We start from the raw sequence: 17,027 nt of genomic DNA, 5'->3' as shown, positions 1-17,027 counted from the left end.
AGAAAATAGCTCAATAACAAGGCTAAAATTATGATACATAGTTGTTCTATATAAATAATTTTTAACGTAGTTAGTGAGTTATTTAATACGCTAGAATGATCATGTTTTTAATAAAATTGGTATTACTGTTTAATTTTACTTATTACTTTTGATGTTGAGCACCCATCTAAAAATTCAAGCACTTCAACTTTTCCGCCATGGCGAAGTACATGCTCAGCACCCGCGATTTGATCTACAGTGTAGTCGCCACCCTTAACTAAAATATCAGGGCTTATTTGCTCAATTAAGTTAGCGGGAGTGTCGTTTTCATCTAAGCTACCAAACGGAATAACCCAATCAACTGATGAAAGTGCGCTAAGTACCATCGCACGCTCATCTAGTGTGTTAATAGGACGTTCTGCCCCTTTTAAACGCGTAATTGATTCATCATTATTTAATCCAACAACGAGTCTATCGCCTCGTGCTTTAGCTTGCGCTAAATAACGTACATGCCCCGCATGTAAAATATCAAAACAGCCATTAGTGAATACAATGGTTTCGCCGTTTTGTTTTGCAAATTCAATATGCTGAAGTACATCATCAAATGGTGTTTGGTAATGCTCACCCGTAGTATGTAAATACTGACCAAGCTTGCGGCTTAGCTCCTCTGGCGAGACAGTTGCAGCCCCAAACTTACTCACAACGATACCTGCGGCTAAATTAGCAATTTCGACAGCATCTTTAGGTTCCATGCCAGCACCAAGCATAACCGCGAGTGTAGCTATAACCGTATCACCAGCCCCGGTTACATCGCTTACTTCAAGCTCTTGCGCTGCAAAATCAAACTTTTCATCTGCACTAATAAGCGACATACCTTGCTCAGAACGCGTAAGTAACATGGCTTTAATGCCATTTTTGCTTATTAAATCACGCGCACTTGCTGCTAAAGCCTCTTCTGAATCGGTTTGACCACCCGCTAACTTAAACTCATGTAAGTTAGGTGTAATGTAATCAGCACCTTCATATAAATGTAAATCTGGCGATTTAGGGTCGATTAAAACCGTTTTTCCGGCGCCCTTAGCAAGGCTTATCATCTCTTTAATTAAGCTTAAAGATCCTTTGCTGTAATCAGAGAACACTATAAAGTCGTATTCATCAAGTACAAGCTCTAAGCGGTTTAATAAAAGCTGGCTATGTTGCTCAGTAAACATTTCTTCTAAATCAAGTCGAACCAATTGTTGGTGGCGGCTAATAACACGCATTTTTGAAATAGTCGGTAAATCACATACACTGACTAATTGTGAGCTTATTTTTTCACCTTTTAGGATGGTCTCTAAAATCTGCCCGCTTTCGTCCTCACCAATTAAACCCAATAAGCCAACTTTTGCATCTAACCGCGCTATATTTTTTGCAACGTTAGCTGCACCGCCCGCTTTGTCTTCAAATTTACTTACTTTAACAACCGGTACTGGCGCTTCTGGCGAAATGCGACCTGTATCACCATACCAATAGCGGTCTAGCATTACATCGCCAACAACTAATATTCGTGCCGCTGATAAGTTTTTTAATAACGATAAATCCATTACTGCTGCTCCGCAACAACCATATCCATGGCTTCACATAACCAGTGACCTATAAACATGTGAGCTTCTTGAATACGTGCTGTTTCGTCATTTTTTATAATAATAGGTAACTTAGCAATATCTTTTACTTTACCGCCATCACGCCCAGTTAATGCCACTGTAAAAGCGCCTAGTTTATTTGCAGCCTCTAATGCTAAATTAATATTGTTACTAGTACCTGATGTGGTTAAACCAATAACTAAATCTTCTGGCTTGCATAGCGCTTGAACTTGGCGTTCAAACACCGTATCAAAGTGATAATCGTTGCTGTGCGCTGTTAAAATTGAGGTATCAGTGGTCAATGCCATTGAGGCAAGCGGACCTCGTTCTAATTTATAACGCACTACAAATTCTGCAGCTAAATGCTGTGCATCTGCTGCACTACCACCGTTACCAAACCAAACAATCTTGCCACCAGCTTGTAATGCACTATGGCATGCTTCTAACAATTGCATAGATTCTTGATGATAAGCCTCCATCGTTTCAAATAATGCCTGATGACGGTTTAATGTTTCAACGTAGCTAGTTGCCACTGAATCGATAATTGACATGAAAAAATTCCTCTTGGAACTGAAATGGCAGGAAAAATTAAATTCATTATTCCATAATTTTATTTAATTGTGTGTATTTTATCGGGTTATAACTGAACCCAGACCATATTTTATAACGAGTCTGTTTAGAAAACAGCTATTTCACGGTAAACTAACGCCACTTCCCTTTAAGAAAGATCAGTATGGCACGCATTTTTTACTCATTCGCATTAATTATTATTAGCCCACTGATTGTATTTTATCTCTATATTTTACGAGGTAAAAAAAACCAAGGCTATCGTGCACACTTTAAAGAGCGCTTTGGGTTTGTCGGTAAGTCTTTATTTACGGTTAAAACTAAACCTTTAGTTTTTCATTGTGCTTCTGTTGGTGAGGTACTTGCCGCAACGCCGCTTGTTAAAGCTCTTCAAAAAACGCATCCAAACTTAAATATACTTATAACCTGTAATACTCCAACAGGCAGAGAGCAAATACTTAGCCAGTTTAAAAATACTGTAGCGTGTAGCTATTTACCAATCGATTTTCCGTTTGCGACGGCTCGATTTTTAAAGCGTATAAAGCCACAAGCATTATGTATTTTAGAAACCGAGCTATGGCCAAATTTAATGGCGATAAGCCACAAAAAAAATATACCGGTACTTGTTATCAATGCAAGACTCTCAGAGAAATCGCAGCAGGGCTATCAAAAGGCCGCTAAATTAACGCATATTATTATGCGCTCAATTACGGTACTTGCGAGTCATAACAAGGCTGATGCGGAGCGTTTTATCGAGCTTGGTCTTGAGACTTCAAAAAGCCATGTAACAGGTTCAATAAAATTTGATATAACACCAAGTGAAGATCAACTAGCTAAAGTACTCAACCTTAAACAGCTTTATAGTAGTAATGAACGCTTTGTATGGGTGGCAGGCTCAACACATCCTGTTGAGCATGAGCTGGTACTTTTAGCCCATCAAGAATTACTAAAAAAGCAACCGAACGCATTACTTATAATTGCCCCGCGCCATCCAGAGCAATTTGACAAAGTGGCAGAGCTTTTAACGCAAAACCCACTTAGCTTTAGCCGTCGTAGCCAAAATAACTATAATAATGAGCAAATACTCCTTGCTGATACGCTTGGTGAATTACAGTGTTTATATGGCGCTGCAAATGTGAGCTTTATTGGTGGCAGCTTAATTCGCAGAGGTGGGCATAACCCACTGGAATCAGCAGCGTTTTCGGTAGGTGTAATAACAGGTCCACACACATACAATTTTGACCATGTTTATCCAGAGCTAATAAAGCTCAAAGGTGCTGTAGTGGTTGATAGTAACGACGAACTAGCTAAGCAGCTTATAACGTTTAGCCAAAACACAAAAGCGTGCCAAACCTTAGGTATTAAAGCTGCGCAATGCGTAACTAGAAACCAAGGTGCTATACAAAAAACACTTAACATTATTAATCAATATTTAGAGCCAAAACCGTGACCAACATAGCTATAAGCCAAACCCGTGAATGGGTGTCATCTGTTATTGTTAAATATAACTTTTGCCCATTTGCACGTAAAGAAGTGGAAAATAACTGTATTCATTACATAGTAAGCTCTGCAACGAGCATGGATGATGCTGTAATGGATATGCTTGAGCAATGTGTTGAGCTTGACCGTGAACCAGAGCGCGAAACAACCCTTATCATGTTTGACAATGGCTTTAGTGACTTTGAAGACTTTTTAGACTTGGTCGATTTAGCTAATGCACTTTTAGTCGCGCAAGGCTTTGAAGGTAAGTATCAAATCGCTAATTTTCATCCTGATTACGTATTTGCTGACAGTGATGAAACCGATGCCGCAAACTACACAAATAGAGCGCCCTTTCCTACATTGCATTTAATCCGCGAAGCAAGTATGAGCGAAGCACTTGATAGTTATAACGAGCCTGAATCTATTCCTGAGCATAATATAAATCTAGCAAGGCGTAAGGGGATTGATTTTTGGCAGCAGTTACTTGAAGGCTGTAAAAAACCGAGCGCTTAAATGCTCGGTTTTATTTTGGTTTGTGCAGAACAAGACAATAACAAACGCTTATTTTTTAACCCAGTTACCATTTACTTCAACGTAATGACCACTTTGGGTTTTTTCAATTGTTTTAGCAGCAGCAAGTGCTTCTACTTGTGAAAGCGACAAGTTATTCTTTTTAGCGAGCTTTAAGTACTGCGCTTTACGCTTTGCATTTATGTCATCAACAACGGCTTTTGCCTCTGCGTTTTGTACAACAAGTCCTAAATAACCAGAGCTATCTTCACCTACTAGACCTTGGTTTTTAGCGTCATCAAGGCTAATAGCCCAAGCAGAGAAAGACATACATACTGCACTAACTAACGTAATAATATTTAATTTTTTCTTCGTATTCATGTTCTAGCTCCTCAAAATAACTCACTGTCGTCACTAAATAAATTGTCGAGTTCTTTATCTACTTTTACGCGAATTTCGTGATCGACCTTCACATTTAAATTAATAGTAATGGGCTCTTTAGCAGACACCTCAACACGATGCGTGCAAGCACTGAGTGCACTAATAGCACTCAGCGCGAGCAGTACTTTTATCAATAACGACTGTCTCATTATTAGTTTCCTTTTTGTGAGTATTGTTGCTCAACTTTTTGTGTAATTTCGTCACTTAAACGCAGTGCGCGTAAAAGTGTAAATACGTTTTCTTCGTGGTTATAATTAAAGTTAACCTGCTGCTGCTCTGCTTTGTTATAGCCTTGCAAATTAACCCCTAGTTTTAACCAACCATCATTTTTTAGTGCCACACTGCTATTAAGTTTTTGAATATCTAAATTAGTTAATAGCCCTAACACAGGTTGTAACTCTTGCTGTTGCTGCATTACTGAATCAAAAGCGGCATTATTGGTAATTTTTAAATTACCTGTTCCTTGGCTAAATAAGCTACCGTCAATTATTTCAATTTTTCCACTATCAAAGTGAACCGGTAAAGACCCCGCCAAGCGTCCCGTTAATACAATGCCCGACTTATCGTCGAGTGTAACAAGTTTGCTTGCATCAATATTTTCAAACTTAACATTAGCAACTTGGTTTGGCTTCCCTACTGTGTAGCTATCTAATGAAAACTCACCACCAAACACACTTCCTTTTACATCATTTATAAGCGCGGTATTGTTATTAACTTGCCATTGACCTTTAATAGTTTTAACTACGGCACCGGCTCTAAATTCATTTAAATTAAAGGTAGTTGGTTTTACATTAAGCTTACCTGAATTATATTCCCCGCTAAATGTACTGCTTAAATCACTCGCAAGGTAATCGTTATACAATGCACTTGTATGACTAATCCCTATATTGAACAGTGCATTTTGTAAGTTTATATCGCCACTAATATAGCCATTAAATTCGCCCTCTGTTAACTGTGCAAGTGGCTCAAATTGACTAATAAACGCATTTAACGACAGCGCACTTTGTTCAGGAATAACCACTTCAAATGGATGAGCTTGCGACGACATATGATGATTTATCACTAACTCAACATTATTTATAAATGCGTGATGCGTAGCTTTTAGTGCACGGCTTTGCAAGCCCGTAGACTCTACTTTTATATTATTAAGTTTTATGTCGGGGCTATTAACAGCCTTTATATTCGTTTTTGCTGTTAGATCAGCAAATAACTCACCTACGCCTAAATTAGCATTTGCTGTTAATGTGTTACTTATATCTGTGACTTTAAATTCTTTATATTCTGCGCTTTTTAATTGCTGCGTTAACGTTACTTCTGTGTTTAACTGTTTATCCATTTTTGCAGTTAAATCACCTTGGTATTGCACTGCACTTATATCAAACGCATCTACACTATTAAGCGTTAATTTAGCATTTATAAGCCCAATGGGTTTTAAGTCTATAAACTCACTTATATTAAAGTGACCACTAAGGCGAAGCCCATTCGCTGTTGCAGGTGCAAACTCAGGTAAATTTTCAAGCACAACGGCGTAATCGCCTATAATTGCAGCGCCAGATAACTGAGCATTAACGTTAATATTATTTATATCGGGTGTATTTATTTGAGCTGACAAAGTTGACTGTAAGTCTTCAAATGGAGATGTAATATTTAGTGTTGTATCTGTTATTAAAATATCAAATTGCTTATCGCCCACGCTTACCAAATTAATTGCAGGTACCCTCAACCCACTAGCCTCTAAGCTAATTGATTGAGGGAGTTTAAGTTGCCAATTTAAAGGAACTTGTTTGCTAATAAAGCCTGCATATTCACTTGGTGGAATTAACTCAGTACAGCTTGGTGTTAAATTAATTTTGTTATTAAGCAAATCGGTATTAAACATTAACGCTTGGCTATTTAAATTAAAACGCGTCGCCAATTTACCAGTGGTTAATACGTTAACTTTGCACTGCTCATACGTGTGAGCAAACTGGGAGCTAATATCGCCATTTAACTCAAGTTCTATACCATCAAAGCTAAATGCTTGCTGAGTATTAAAGTTAAAATCTGCTATTAATGTATTTTTAGTGTTTATAACGTGCTTTAAAAAAGTGTCATTAATTTCAAACTGACCCCTTACTTTATTAGCAGTCAAAATTGCACTTGCGTTTATATCACCTGAGACATTAAATTTATTTAATTCGGGTTCTAATATGCTTATTTTAAGTGGCTTATTGAGCTCATCACTTTTTACTACAAGCTGTTTAATATTGATTAATGGGCGATTTAAGGGAAGTGCTAAATCGAGATTTTTAGCAAGCTGATTAGCATTATCACTTTTAGGGAGTGGATAAACTGTTAGCACTGCATTTTCAATATCTACACGCTTTGTATTTGCAGTAATACCAGTAAGTTGTAATTGTTGATTTTGATAATTTACACACACTTTATCAGCATGAATATTTAGTTCAGACGTAATTGAAAAATCAAGGCAGTTTAATGTGACACCCGCTTTTTCGAGCTCAGGCGCTATAGCCCACTGTAATAAAGGCAAGCGAAATACATAACCAAGCAGTAAGGTACTTAGTAATAAAACGCCAACAATTAAACCAACTCGCTTAAACATACTATCCTTAAATGCTTTGTGCTTTTAGCTATACTAATACCAACCTGCATAAATCTTTGATCAATTTAACGAATTAAATTGCACTATAACGTCGTTAAAAGTTTTTTATTTAGAACAACTAGATATAAAAACTTTTGCCTAGTTCTAGCGTAATTTTTTTAACGTTAAATAGACCCCATATATAAGCAGATTGGTATAATCAAAAAAGGCTGCACAATGCAGCCTTTTTTATTTTACAGTAAGATTATGAATCTAACTTGTATAAACGTAAATATAATTAACCTACGTTTTTACGTGCATTACGGAACATACGCATCCACGGGCTATCCTCGAGCCACTCATCTGGGTGCCAAGAGTTGGCAACGCTTCTGAATACACGTTCTGGATGCGGCATCATTACAGTGGCACGACCATCAGTTGACGTAATACCGGTAATACCTTCTGGAGAACCATTAGGATTCGCTGGGTACTGCGTTGTAGGGTTACCGTAGTTATCTACAAATTTAACCGCTACAGTGCCGCTATCAAGCGCCGCTTTAGTGGCTGCATCGTTTGCAAACTCAGCATGACCTTCACCATGAGAAACCGCTATAGGCATACGCGAGCCAGCCATTCCGTTAAAGAACACAGACGGATTCTCTTGTATTTCTACTAAACTAAAGCGTGCTTCAAAACGTTCTGATTTATTAGTTACAAAGCGCGGCCAATGTTCAGTACCAGGGATCAACTCTTTTAACGTTGATAACATTTGGCAACCGTTACATACACCTAAGCTAAAGGTATCTTCACGGTGGAAGAAGTTTTGGAACTGATCGCGTGCCATGTCGTTAAACAAAATAGACTTAGCCCAACCTTCACCCGCACCAAGTACGTCACCGTATGAGAAACCACCACAGGCCACTAAACCTTTAAATTGCTCTAGTGTTAAACGACCTTCTAAAATGTCGCTCATGTGTACATCAACGGCTGCAAAACCTGCGCGATTAAACGCTGCCGCCATTTCTAAATGAGAGTTAACACCCTGCTCACGTAAAATAGCCATTTGCGGTTTAGCACCGGTTGCAATGTATGGTGCAGCTATATCTTCATTTAAATCAAAGTTAAGTTTTACGTTTAAGCCTGGATCTTTTGCATCAAATTTAGCATCAAACTCTTGCTTAGCACACTCAGGGTTATCACGGCGCGCTTGCATTTGATACGTTGTTTCAGCCCAAATAGTACGAAGCTCAGTACGCGTATGATTAAGTACGGTATTTTCGCCACGGTTAAACATAATCGTATCGTCACTGTTAAGCGTGCCAATATTGTGACTAATGGCTGCTATACCATGTTGTTCAAACACCGCATTTACTGCATCTAAATCAGCATTTGCAACTTGAATTACCGCACCTAGCTCTTCGTTATAAAGCGCTTCAATGTCTGAACCTGTTAAAGCTGCTAAATCAACAGTTACACCGGTATGACCCGTAAACGCCATTTCAGCTACTGTGGTAAATAAACCACCATCTGAGCGGTCATGATAAGCAAGTAACTTACTATCAGCCACAAGTGCTTGCATTGCGTTATAGAAGCCTTTTAATAACTCAGGGTTATCAACATCAGGGGTTACATCACCTAATTGCTTATAAACTTGTGCAAGGCTTGATGCGCCCATGCGGTTTTTACCCGCACCTAAATCAACTAATATAAGCGATGTATCGCCTTTATCTGTGCGCAGTTGTGGAGTTACTGTTTTACGTACGTCGTCAACACGACCAAATGCAGTTATAACCAATGAAAGCGGCGACGTTACTGATTTCTCTTGTGAGTCACCTTCATCTTTCCATGTCGTTTTCATCGACATAGAATCTTTACCTACAGGAATAGTTAAACCAAGCGCAGGACAAAGCTCTTCGCCTACGGCTTTAACAGCTTCATATAAACCAGCATCTTCACCTGGGTGACCCGCTGCTGCCATCCAGTTTGCCGATAACTTAATGTTTTCAAGGCTACCAATATTTGCACAAGCAATATTAGTTAACGACTCTGCCACAGCTAAACGAGCAGATGCACCGTAATTAAGTAATGCAGCCGGAGTACGCTCACCGAGTGACATAGCTTCACCGTGGTAAGTATCATACGTTGCCGCAGTTACAGCACAGTTAGCAACAGGTACTTGCCAAGGACCAACCATTTGGTCGCGCGCTACTAAACCCGTAACTGAGCGATCGCCGATTGTTATTAAGAATGTTTTTTCTGCAATGGTTGGTAAACGCATTAATCGCTGCGCTGCATCTGCTGCATTTATTGATGTGATATCAAGCGCTTTGCCAACAACTTGCTTTGACGTTACATCGCGGTGCATTTTAGGTGCTTTACCTAATAATACGTCCAGCGGCAAATCAACAGGGTTATTTTCAAAGTGGCTGTCTGACACAGTTAAGTGAGGTTCAGCTGTTGCTTCACCAATAACAGCGTACTGGGCACGTTCGCGCTTACAAATTGCTTCAAAGCGGTCAAAGTCCTCTACGCCAACAGCGAGTACATAACGCTCTTGTGATTCATTACACCAAATTTCGTGTGGTGCCATGCCTGGCTCATCGTTAGGGATGCTACGTAATTGGAACTTACCACCACGTCCGCCATCATTAACAAGCTCAGGAAACGCGTTAGATAAACCGCCGGCACCTACATCATGAATAAACGCGATTGGGTTTTCATCGCCTAGCTGCCAACATTTATCGATAACTTCTTGGCAACGACGTTCCATTTCTGGGTTTTCGCGCTGTACTGAAGCAAAGTCTAAATCTTCGTTTGACTGACCTGAGGCCATACTTGATGCAGCACCACCGCCTAAACCAATGTTCATTGCAGGCCCGCCTAGCGCAATTAATTTAGCGCCTACAGGAATATCACCTTTTTGAACATGATCAGAGCGAATATTACCTAAACCACCGGCAAGCATAATTGGTTTATGGTAACCACGTACTTCTTCACCATTATGGCTTGTTACTTTTTCTTCGTAAGTACGGAAGTAGCCTAATAAGTTAGGACGACCAAACTCATTATTAAATGCAGCGCCACCTAGTGGACCTTCTGTCATTATATCAAGTGCGTTTACAATACGACCCGGCTTACCAAAATCGCTTTCCCACGGTTGCTCATAACCTGGAATACGTAAATTTGATACAGTAAAGCCAACTAACCCTGCTTTTGGCTTAGAGCCACGACCAGTTGCGCCTTCATCGCGAATCTCACCACCAGAACCTGTAGCAGCACCTGAGAATGGCGCAATAGCTGTTGGGTGGTTATGAGTTTCAACTTTCATTAGTATTTCAATGTCTTCTTGATGATACGCATATTCACCTTGCGCATTTGGGAAGAAGCGACCCGCTTTTGAGCCTTTCATTACTGCCGCGTTATCTTTATACGCCGACAATACATTTTCAGGATTTAGCTCAAACGTATTTTTAATCATTTTAAACAGCGATTTTGGCTGCTCTTTACCATCGATTGTCCAGTCAGCATTAAATATTTTATGGCGACAATGCTCTGAGTTCGCTTGTGCAAACATAAACAATTCGATGTCGTTAGGGTTACGTCCTAACTTTGTAAAATTTTCTACTAAGTAGTCTATTTCGTCATCAGCAAGCGCAAAGCCTTGCTCAACATTGGCTGTTGCTAGTGCTTCGCGTCCACCACCTAAAATATCGACAGACGACATTTGGCGTGGGGCATCACTGCGAAACAGCTGAGCCGCATCTTCAAGTTCATTGTGTGTGGCTTCAGTCATGCGGTCGTGCAATAACGCAGTTACTTGTGCAAGTTGTTCTGCGTTTAAATCACCTTCAACATAATAAGCAATACCGCGTTCAACACGGTGAACCTGCTTTAAACCACAGTTGTGGGCGATTTCGGTAGCTTTAGATGCCCAAGGTGAAATGGTACCTGGGCGAGGTGTAACAAGTACAAGTTTGCCAGCTGGGGTATGCTCAGCAATAGTTGGACCGTAAGTTAATAGTTTTTCAAGCTTGGTTTGCTCAGAGCTACTCAACGGCGATGTTAAATCGGCAAAGTGAGCATACTCGGCGTATACGTTAGTGACTGGAAGTTGCGATTGTTGGCAACGCGCTAAAATTTTATTAACTCTGAACTCTGAAAGTGCTGGTGCACCACGAAGGATCAACATAGGTAATTTCATCCGGGGTTAGGGATTGAACGATATTTTAGGCACGCATTATAGTCCAATTAGCATTCAGATTTAACTCAAAATTACGCTTTTCATAAAATTAACTTTTTAGCTTTATTTATAGCCTCTTTTGGTTAATAAAATAAAAGGTAAAGTGACGCGATGGCTTAGTTTTGCTATAACGGTGGCTGGCGAGCTTAAGGGGCACTCAATGTTCAAAGAAAAACTAATAATAATCATTACTTTAGTTATGCTGTTATGTGCATGTGATATGCAAGAGCAGCCAACTCAACTCGCCCAAATAAAAGAACAAAACAAAATACGTGTGGGTACACTTGCAAGTGCTAGTAATTATTATCAAGCCGTTCAAGGTGAACAAGGCTTTGAATATGAGCTATCTCAAGCATTTGCTGAATATCTAGGTGTAGAGCTTGAAATAGTGCCATTTTTTAACTTATCCGATATGTTTGAACGCCTTGAAAGCGGTGATTTAGATTTAATTGCCTCAGGACTTACCTATAATAAAACCCGTGCAGAGCAATACCGTTATGGACCAACTTACAGAACAATCAGCCAAAAATTAGTTTATAAGCAAGGACGTGTTCGTCCTCGAGAGTTTGCCGACTTAGATGGCAACTTTACTGTTATCGCTAAAAGTAGTCATTCGCTTACTCTGCAAAAAATGAAAAAAAACAATCCAGATCTTACTTGGATAGAAAGCGAAGAGTTTGATGAAGAAGAACTACTTCAAGCAGTTATTGATGGCGAGATTGATTACACACTCGCTGATACACATACGCTATCGTTATTTCGCCGTTATCATCCAAATTTAAGTATCGGTTTTTCTGTTAGTCATAACGACCCGATTGCATGGATACTTAATAAATCAAAAGATGATTCTTTATATTCCTTATTAGTGCCATTTTTTGGCGATATAAAACAGAGTAATCAGCTCTACGTACTTGAAGAAAAATACTTTGGCCACGTACGCCAATTTAACTATGTAAATACCCTTGCTTATATCGAAGCTATCAAAGAAACCTTACCAACATACCAACCATGGTTTGAACAATATGCTGGTAGCCTTGATTGGCGTTTATTAGCGGCACTTAGCTATCAAGAATCTATGTGGAATCCTCGTGCTAAATCGCCAACAGGCGTTCGCGGTATTATGATGCTAACCCGCAGTACAGCAAAACAAGTAGGTGTTACCAACCGCTTAGAGCCAGAGCAAAATATTCGCGGTGGTGGTAAGTATTTAAGTAAACTGATTAAGCGTATACCTGATAGAATTCCTCAACCTGATAGAACATGGCTTGCACTAGCGGCTTACAATGTAGGTTGGGGGCACGTTAACGACGCGCGTATAATTACCGAGCAGCAAGGCGCAAGCCCTGATAAATGGGCTGATGTAAAAAAACGCTTACCGCTGTTAATTAAAAAGCGCTATTACCGTAAAACTCGCTATGGTTATGCGCGTGGCGATGTAGCGGTTAAATATGTTGATAATATTCGTCGCTATTACGATGCACTTGTTTGGCTAGATGAGAATAATGCTATTGCTGTAGAGTCTGAGCCAGAACCAATCACAGAGCAGAGCACTGATACCGAGCCAAACTTAAATGAAGAAAGTGACGATAAAAGTAACAAAGATGAAGCGCAAACAGAAAAACAACAGCCTATAATTGAGCCCGAACTACCAAGTGAAAACAATAACTAAGATTTATATAGGTATCAGTTTTTTGAGCAAACCAGTAAGCAAAATTTAAGTAAATTAAATATCTGTTTACTTGTCATCAAATGATCACTAATGTGTATTACTTGTATATTATTATTTTATAAGATATACCCTGCGCCTTTCTCACTCTTGCATTAGGAGAAAACATGCTAAAACGTAGACGCACACAAAAATTAAAACGCAATGTGATTTATTCAACAGCCACACGTCGTCGTGTTATGCTAAGAAAACTGCACAAAAAAATCATCTGGCGCCGCCGAATGTTTGCTATGCAGCAAATGGCTGAAACAGAAATAGAGCCAATCGCTAGTTAACTCTAGCTAGGTTTATTTATTTGTTCATCACGAGCAGCTTTCTTAGCTGCTTTAATTTGCGCTCTTCTACGCTTAAAAAAATTCGAAATAGTATCACCGCATTGCTGTGCCAAAACACCACCGCACACCTCAACTTGATGATTTAACCTCGGCTCTTGTAATAAGTTCATAATTGAACCTGCAGACCCTGTTTTAGCATCGAGGGCACCAAATACTAAACGCTTTATTCTGCTATGCACCAACAGTCCTGCACACATAGAGCAAGGCTCTAACGTTACATATAGTGTGCAATCAATTAAGCGGTAATTATTAAGTACTTTTCCAGCTTCTCGCACTGCAATCATTTCCGCATGGGCTGATGGGTCGTTATCCGTTATTGAGCGGTTGTACCCCACTGAAATTAGCTGGTTATCTTTTACTACAATTGCTCCAACCGGAATTTCATCAAGCAACTCTGCTTGCTTTGCATACAAAAGCGCTTGCTCCATCCAGTAGGAATCATTAAATGGCTCGTTCATTCTTTCTACTTAAATAACTTTTTATGCTGTAATTATACCTAGTTAGCACTCTAAAGTGCGTCATTCATTACTTTATTGCAAAAATAAAACGATATTTACCTGTTTGTAATGGCTCACTAGTGTGGATTTACGCTATAATCTCACGCTTTTTTTATTTAGCTCACAACACGGGTAGCAAATGAAATTTCCTGGACGCCGCAGGCATAAACATTATTTTCCAGTGGAAGCCAAAGATCCACTTACTAATCAACTTAACGCAACAGAGCGATTACAACGTAGTTATATTACGGGTATCGATCAGATCGTTGTTGATATAGAGGCAAAAGTTGATCAAGCTTTCCTTGACGAATTTCAACTACGTAGAGGTATGTCACAAGTTATTGATAGCGACATAACGAACGCCTTATACGATCGTTTAAAATTAAACGATATGGTTGATTTTGAGTTTGCCGGTGGGACCATTGGTAACACTATGCACAACTACTCTGTACTTGCAGATGATCGCTCAGTTTTATTAGGCGTAATGAGCGAAAATATAAAAATAGGTAGCTATGCTTACCGCTTTTTATGTAATACCTCAAGCCGTGTAGATTTAAACTATCTCCAACCAGTAGATGGGCCTATAGGTCGTTGTTTTACATTAATTGATGAAACCGGTGAGCGTACTTTTGCGATAAGTGCGGGCCTAATGAATCACTTACGTCCTGAATCTATCGATAAAAACCTTATTGAAAATTCATCAGCATTAGTGATCAGTGCCTACCTCATGCGTACGCAAGGTAGTGAAACGATGACTGAAGCGACTATGCAAGCGGTAAAATACGCTAATGATGCAGGTGTGCCAGTTGTTCTTACACTCGGAACTAAATTCTTAATTGAACAAGACCCGACCTGGTGGGCAAACTTTGTTGAAAAGCATGTTGATATTCTTGCTATGAACGAAGAAGAAGGGTTAGCTATTACAGGTTTTGAAGACCCTCTTCTAGCTGCCGATAAAGCACTTGATTGGGTAGATTTGGTAATTTGCACCGCTGGCGAAAAAGGCTTATTTATGGCCGGCTACGTAGACGAAAGCTTAAAGCGTGAAACCGAATATCCGTTATTACCAGGCGCCATACCTGATTTTAATCGATACGAATTTTCACGTGCTATGCGTAAAACCGAGTGTGATGAGCCTATCAGAGCATATAGCCATACAGCCCCATTTATGGGTGGACCTGATTCAATCAAAAACACCAATGGTGCAGGCGATTGTGCTTTAGCGGCTGTGCTACATGACTTATCAGCAAATGTTTATCATAAACTTAATGTGGCAAACTCTGCTAAGCATCAGCAACAAGCTATTACTTACTCGTCACTATCGCAAATTAGTAAATATGCTAACCGAGCTAGTTATGAAGTGTTAGTTCAGCACTCTCCTCGTTTATCTCGCGGTTTACCAGAACGCGAAGACTGCTTAGAACAGGTTTATTGGGAACAATAATAACGGTGGGAGCAATCATTGCTCCCTATCAACTACCTAAAAAATAGAAATATCGAGCTTTTTAGATAGCAGTTCCAACGCTGCAATTCCTGCAACCGAATTACCAAACGAATTAAGTCCCGGAGAATAAACAGCTACCGTAAACTTATTTGGTAACACGGCTAAAATAGTCCCTGACACTCCCGATTTACCTGGCATACCTACTCTGTAACCAAAATCCCCCGCAGCATCGTATAAGCCACTGGTAAATAATAGCGAATTAAGCTGCTTATTTTGACGGCTACTTAAAACACGATCGCCCGATCGATTATCAACACCTTTATTTGCTAAAAAATTATAAGCTTTGGCTAATTCAATACAGTTGAGCTCAATAGAACAAAAGTTAAAGTAAGACCATAAAACATCATCGACTTCATTTTCAAAATTACCAAACGACTTCATTAAATGTGCCATAGCCGCATTACGATGCCTAAATTCATACTCAGAATTAGCGACTTTTTTATCAATCACTATCCCTCTATTGCCAGCTAACAACCTAAAGGTCTCGAGCATAGAGTGCATTGGTGCAGATAAGCGGCTGTATAACGCATCACACGTTACAATTGCGCCTGCATTTATGAAAGGGTTACGAGGAATCCCTTTTTCAAACTCAAGCTGTGTAAGCGAATTAAAGGCAGTACCTGAAGGCTCCTTTCCAACTCGATGCCAAAGTTCATCACCATAACGTTGCAGTGCCATAGTAAGTGTCATAACTTTTGAAACAGACTGAATGGTAAAACGTTGAGAGCAATCCCCCGCACATACAGTCTTACCATCAGTTGTATAAATAGCGATAGAAAATTGCTCAGGATCGACCTCTGCAAGGGCTGGTATATAATCAGCTACTTTTCCTTGTGATAATAAAGGGCGTACTTCATGTGCTATTTCATCAAGCACCTTTTGGTAATCAGCTGTAGGCAAACTAGACCTCTATATCATCATTCATAAAAATTGGATTTTAGCACGCGCGAATAAACGCAACTAGTTTTGTTGTTGAATTTAATGGGGGATGTTTTTCTTAATTTAAAAAAGCAAAAAACGTCACATTACTGTAACGGGTTTCTCTTAATTAAATCTTGGTAATATCGTAGTGCCACAGCGGTGGAGAGGCACATAGCAAATGCTACACTATCTTTGTGTCGGGGCGTCCTTCTGCGGGGCTCGCTTTAGAACTACTTTATTTCGCCACTGAGTTCGGCATGGACTATTTACAAAATTCCAAAAAGCAAAAAACCCGTCACATTACTGTAACGGGTTTCTCTTAATTAAATCCTGGTAATGTCCTACTTTCACATAGCAAATGCTACACTATCATCGGCGCTGTTTCGTTTCACTACTGAGTTCGGCATGGGATCAGGTGGGTCCAAAACGCTATTGTCACCAAGAAAATTCTTTTCAATTTTCTTATTTTAATTATTAAGGTTAAAGTCCTTCGACTGAATTTGAAGCCTGGTAATGTCCTACTTTCACATAGCAAATGCTACACTATCATCGGCGCTGTTTCGTTTCACTACTGAGTTCGGCATGGAGTCAGGTGGGTCCAAAACGCTATTGTCACCAAGCA

Annotated in this window: 13 protein-coding genes and 2 rRNA genes; 5 read left to right on the top strand and 10 right to left on the bottom strand. The window is 39.6% G+C overall.

What is annotated here, in order from left to right; translation table 11 throughout:
• Positions 1 to 122: 122 nt before the first annotated feature.
• Positions 123 to 1,562, bottom strand: coding sequence for a bifunctional D-glycero-beta-D-manno-heptose-7-phosphate kinase/D-glycero-beta-D-manno-heptose 1-phosphate adenylyltransferase HldE (gene hldE, locus H5090_RS20125; protein ID WP_182696577.1), 1,440 nt, complete (start codon positions 1,560 to 1,562; stop codon positions 123 to 125).
• On the bottom strand, positions 1,562 to 2,152 hold the full coding sequence (locus tag H5090_RS20120) for an SIS domain-containing protein (protein ID WP_002961065.1): 591 nt from the start codon (positions 2,150 to 2,152) through the stop codon (positions 1,562 to 1,564). Before H5090_RS20120 ends, hldE begins: the two co-directional genes overlap by 1 nt.
• Positions 2,153 to 2,334: 182 nt before the next feature.
• On the opposite strand from H5090_RS20120, the gene waaA reads away from it, so the two are divergent.
• Together waaA and H5090_RS20110 are read left to right on the top strand one after the other, a co-directional pair.
• Positions 2,335 to 3,618, top strand: a complete 1,284-nt coding sequence (waaA, locus tag H5090_RS20115) for a lipid IV(A) 3-deoxy-D-manno-octulosonic acid transferase (protein WP_182696576.1) — start codon at positions 2,335 to 2,337, stop codon at positions 3,616 to 3,618.
• Positions 3,615 to 4,163, top strand: a complete 549-nt coding sequence (locus tag H5090_RS20110; protein ID WP_002961067.1) for a DUF1415 domain-containing protein — start codon at positions 3,615 to 3,617, stop codon at positions 4,161 to 4,163. Before waaA ends, H5090_RS20110 begins: the two co-directional genes overlap by 4 nt.
• A gap of 48 nt (positions 4,164 to 4,211) precedes the next feature.
• Here the strand turns inward: H5090_RS20110 and H5090_RS20105 are convergent, their stop codons facing one another.
• The 4 genes from H5090_RS20105 to purL form a co-directional block, all read right to left on the bottom strand.
• Positions 4,212 to 4,541 carry a YdbL family protein gene (locus H5090_RS20105; protein ID WP_002961068.1) on the bottom strand — a complete coding sequence of 110 codons (330 nt, stop codon included), beginning with the start codon at positions 4,539 to 4,541 and terminating at the stop codon, positions 4,212 to 4,214.
• Positions 4,542 to 4,552: 11 nt separating this feature from the next.
• A complete protein-coding gene (locus H5090_RS20100) occupies positions 4,553 to 4,750 on the bottom strand; it encodes a YnbE family lipoprotein (RefSeq protein WP_007378800.1) in 198 nt (65 codons plus the stop codon).
• Positions 4,751 to 4,752: 2 nt separating this feature from the next.
• On the bottom strand, positions 4,753 to 7,203 hold the full coding sequence (locus tag H5090_RS20095) for a YdbH domain-containing protein (RefSeq protein ID WP_182696575.1): 2,451 nt from the start codon (positions 7,201 to 7,203) through the stop codon (positions 4,753 to 4,755).
• A 277-nt stretch (positions 7,204 to 7,480) separates the two neighbouring features.
• Positions 7,481 to 11,371 carry a phosphoribosylformylglycinamidine synthase gene (gene purL, locus H5090_RS20090; RefSeq protein WP_182696574.1) on the bottom strand — a complete coding sequence of 1,297 codons (3,891 nt, stop codon included), beginning with the start codon at positions 11,369 to 11,371 and terminating at the stop codon, positions 7,481 to 7,483.
• 211 nt (positions 11,372 to 11,582) lie between these two features.
• On the opposite strand from purL, the gene mltF reads away from it, so the two are divergent.
• Together mltF and H5090_RS20080 are read left to right on the top strand one after the other, a co-directional pair.
• Positions 11,583 to 13,091 (top strand): membrane-bound lytic murein transglycosylase MltF, encoded by a 1,509-nt coding sequence (gene mltF / locus H5090_RS20085; RefSeq protein WP_182696573.1) that lies wholly within the window; start codon positions 11,583 to 11,585, stop codon positions 13,089 to 13,091.
• Positions 13,092 to 13,255: 164 nt separating this feature from the next.
• Positions 13,256 to 13,423, top strand: a complete 168-nt coding sequence (locus H5090_RS20080; RefSeq protein ID WP_002961076.1) for a hypothetical protein — start codon at positions 13,256 to 13,258, stop codon at positions 13,421 to 13,423.
• Positions 13,424 to 13,425: 2 nt separating this feature from the next.
• On the opposite strand, the gene tadA is transcribed toward H5090_RS20080, so the two are convergent.
• Positions 13,426 to 13,941, bottom strand: a complete 516-nt coding sequence (gene tadA / locus H5090_RS20075) for a tRNA adenosine(34) deaminase TadA (protein WP_002961078.1) — start codon at positions 13,939 to 13,941, stop codon at positions 13,426 to 13,428.
• A gap of 178 nt (positions 13,942 to 14,119) precedes the next feature.
• On the opposite strand from tadA, the gene H5090_RS20070 reads away from it, so the two are divergent.
• Positions 14,120 to 15,424 carry an inosine/guanosine kinase gene (locus tag H5090_RS20070; protein ID WP_033021433.1) on the top strand — a complete coding sequence of 435 codons (1,305 nt, stop codon included), beginning with the start codon at positions 14,120 to 14,122 and terminating at the stop codon, positions 15,422 to 15,424.
• Between the two features lie 36 nt (positions 15,425 to 15,460).
• Here H5090_RS20070 and glsB read toward each other — a convergent pair whose 3' ends face one another.
• From glsB to rrf (H5090_RS20055), 3 genes are all read right to left on the bottom strand, one after another.
• Positions 15,461 to 16,384: a glutaminase B gene (gene glsB, locus H5090_RS20065; protein WP_002961081.1), complete on the bottom strand. Its 924-nt coding sequence runs from the start codon at positions 16,382 to 16,384 to the stop codon at positions 15,461 to 15,463.
• A 349-nt stretch (positions 16,385 to 16,733) separates the two neighbouring features.
• Positions 16,734 to 16,848, bottom strand: a 5S ribosomal RNA gene (rrf, locus tag H5090_RS20060).
• 62 nt (positions 16,849 to 16,910) lie between these two features.
• A 5S ribosomal RNA gene (gene rrf / locus H5090_RS20055) occupies positions 16,911 to 17,025 on the bottom strand.
• Positions 17,026 to 17,027: the final 2 nt, after the last annotated feature.

It is taken from the genome of Pseudoalteromonas sp. SR43-5 (assembly GCF_014163835.1).
GTDB classification, from domain to species: Bacteria; Pseudomonadota; Gammaproteobacteria; order Enterobacterales; family Alteromonadaceae; genus Pseudoalteromonas; species Pseudoalteromonas distincta.
Note: the sequence above shows the minus strand (reverse complement) of the source record. Positions and strands in the feature narration are given on the sequence as shown.

Coding starts and splice junctions, on each gene's coding strand:
- hldE (WP_182696577.1), bottom strand. CDS start 1,562: ATGGATTTATCGTTATTAAAAAACTTATCAGCGGCACGAATATTAGTT.
- H5090_RS20095 (WP_182696575.1), bottom strand. CDS start 7,203: ATGTTTAAGCGAGTTGGTTTAATTGTTGGCGTTTTATTACTAAGTACC.
- H5090_RS20070 (WP_033021433.1), top strand. CDS start 14,120: ATGAAATTTCCTGGACGCCGCAGGCATAAACATTATTTTCCAGTGGAA.
- H5090_RS20080 (WP_002961076.1), top strand. CDS start 13,256: ATGCTAAAACGTAGACGCACACAAAAATTAAAACGCAATGTGATTTAT.
- mltF (WP_182696573.1), top strand. CDS start 11,583: ATGTTCAAAGAAAAACTAATAATAATCATTACTTTAGTTATGCTGTTA.
- waaA (WP_182696576.1), top strand. CDS start 2,335: ATGGCACGCATTTTTTACTCATTCGCATTAATTATTATTAGCCCACTG.
- H5090_RS20120 (WP_002961065.1), bottom strand. CDS start 2,152: ATGTCAATTATCGATTCAGTGGCAACTAGCTACGTTGAAACATTAAAC.
- H5090_RS20105 (WP_002961068.1), bottom strand. CDS start 4,541: ATGAATACGAAGAAAAAATTAAATATTATTACGTTAGTTAGTGCAGTA.
- purL (WP_182696574.1), bottom strand. CDS start 11,371: ATGTTGATCCTTCGTGGTGCACCAGCACTTTCAGAGTTCAGAGTTAAT.
- tadA (WP_002961078.1), bottom strand. CDS start 13,941: ATGAACGAGCCATTTAATGATTCCTACTGGATGGAGCAAGCGCTTTTG.
- H5090_RS20100 (WP_007378800.1), bottom strand. CDS start 4,750: ATGAGACAGTCGTTATTGATAAAAGTACTGCTCGCGCTGAGTGCTATT.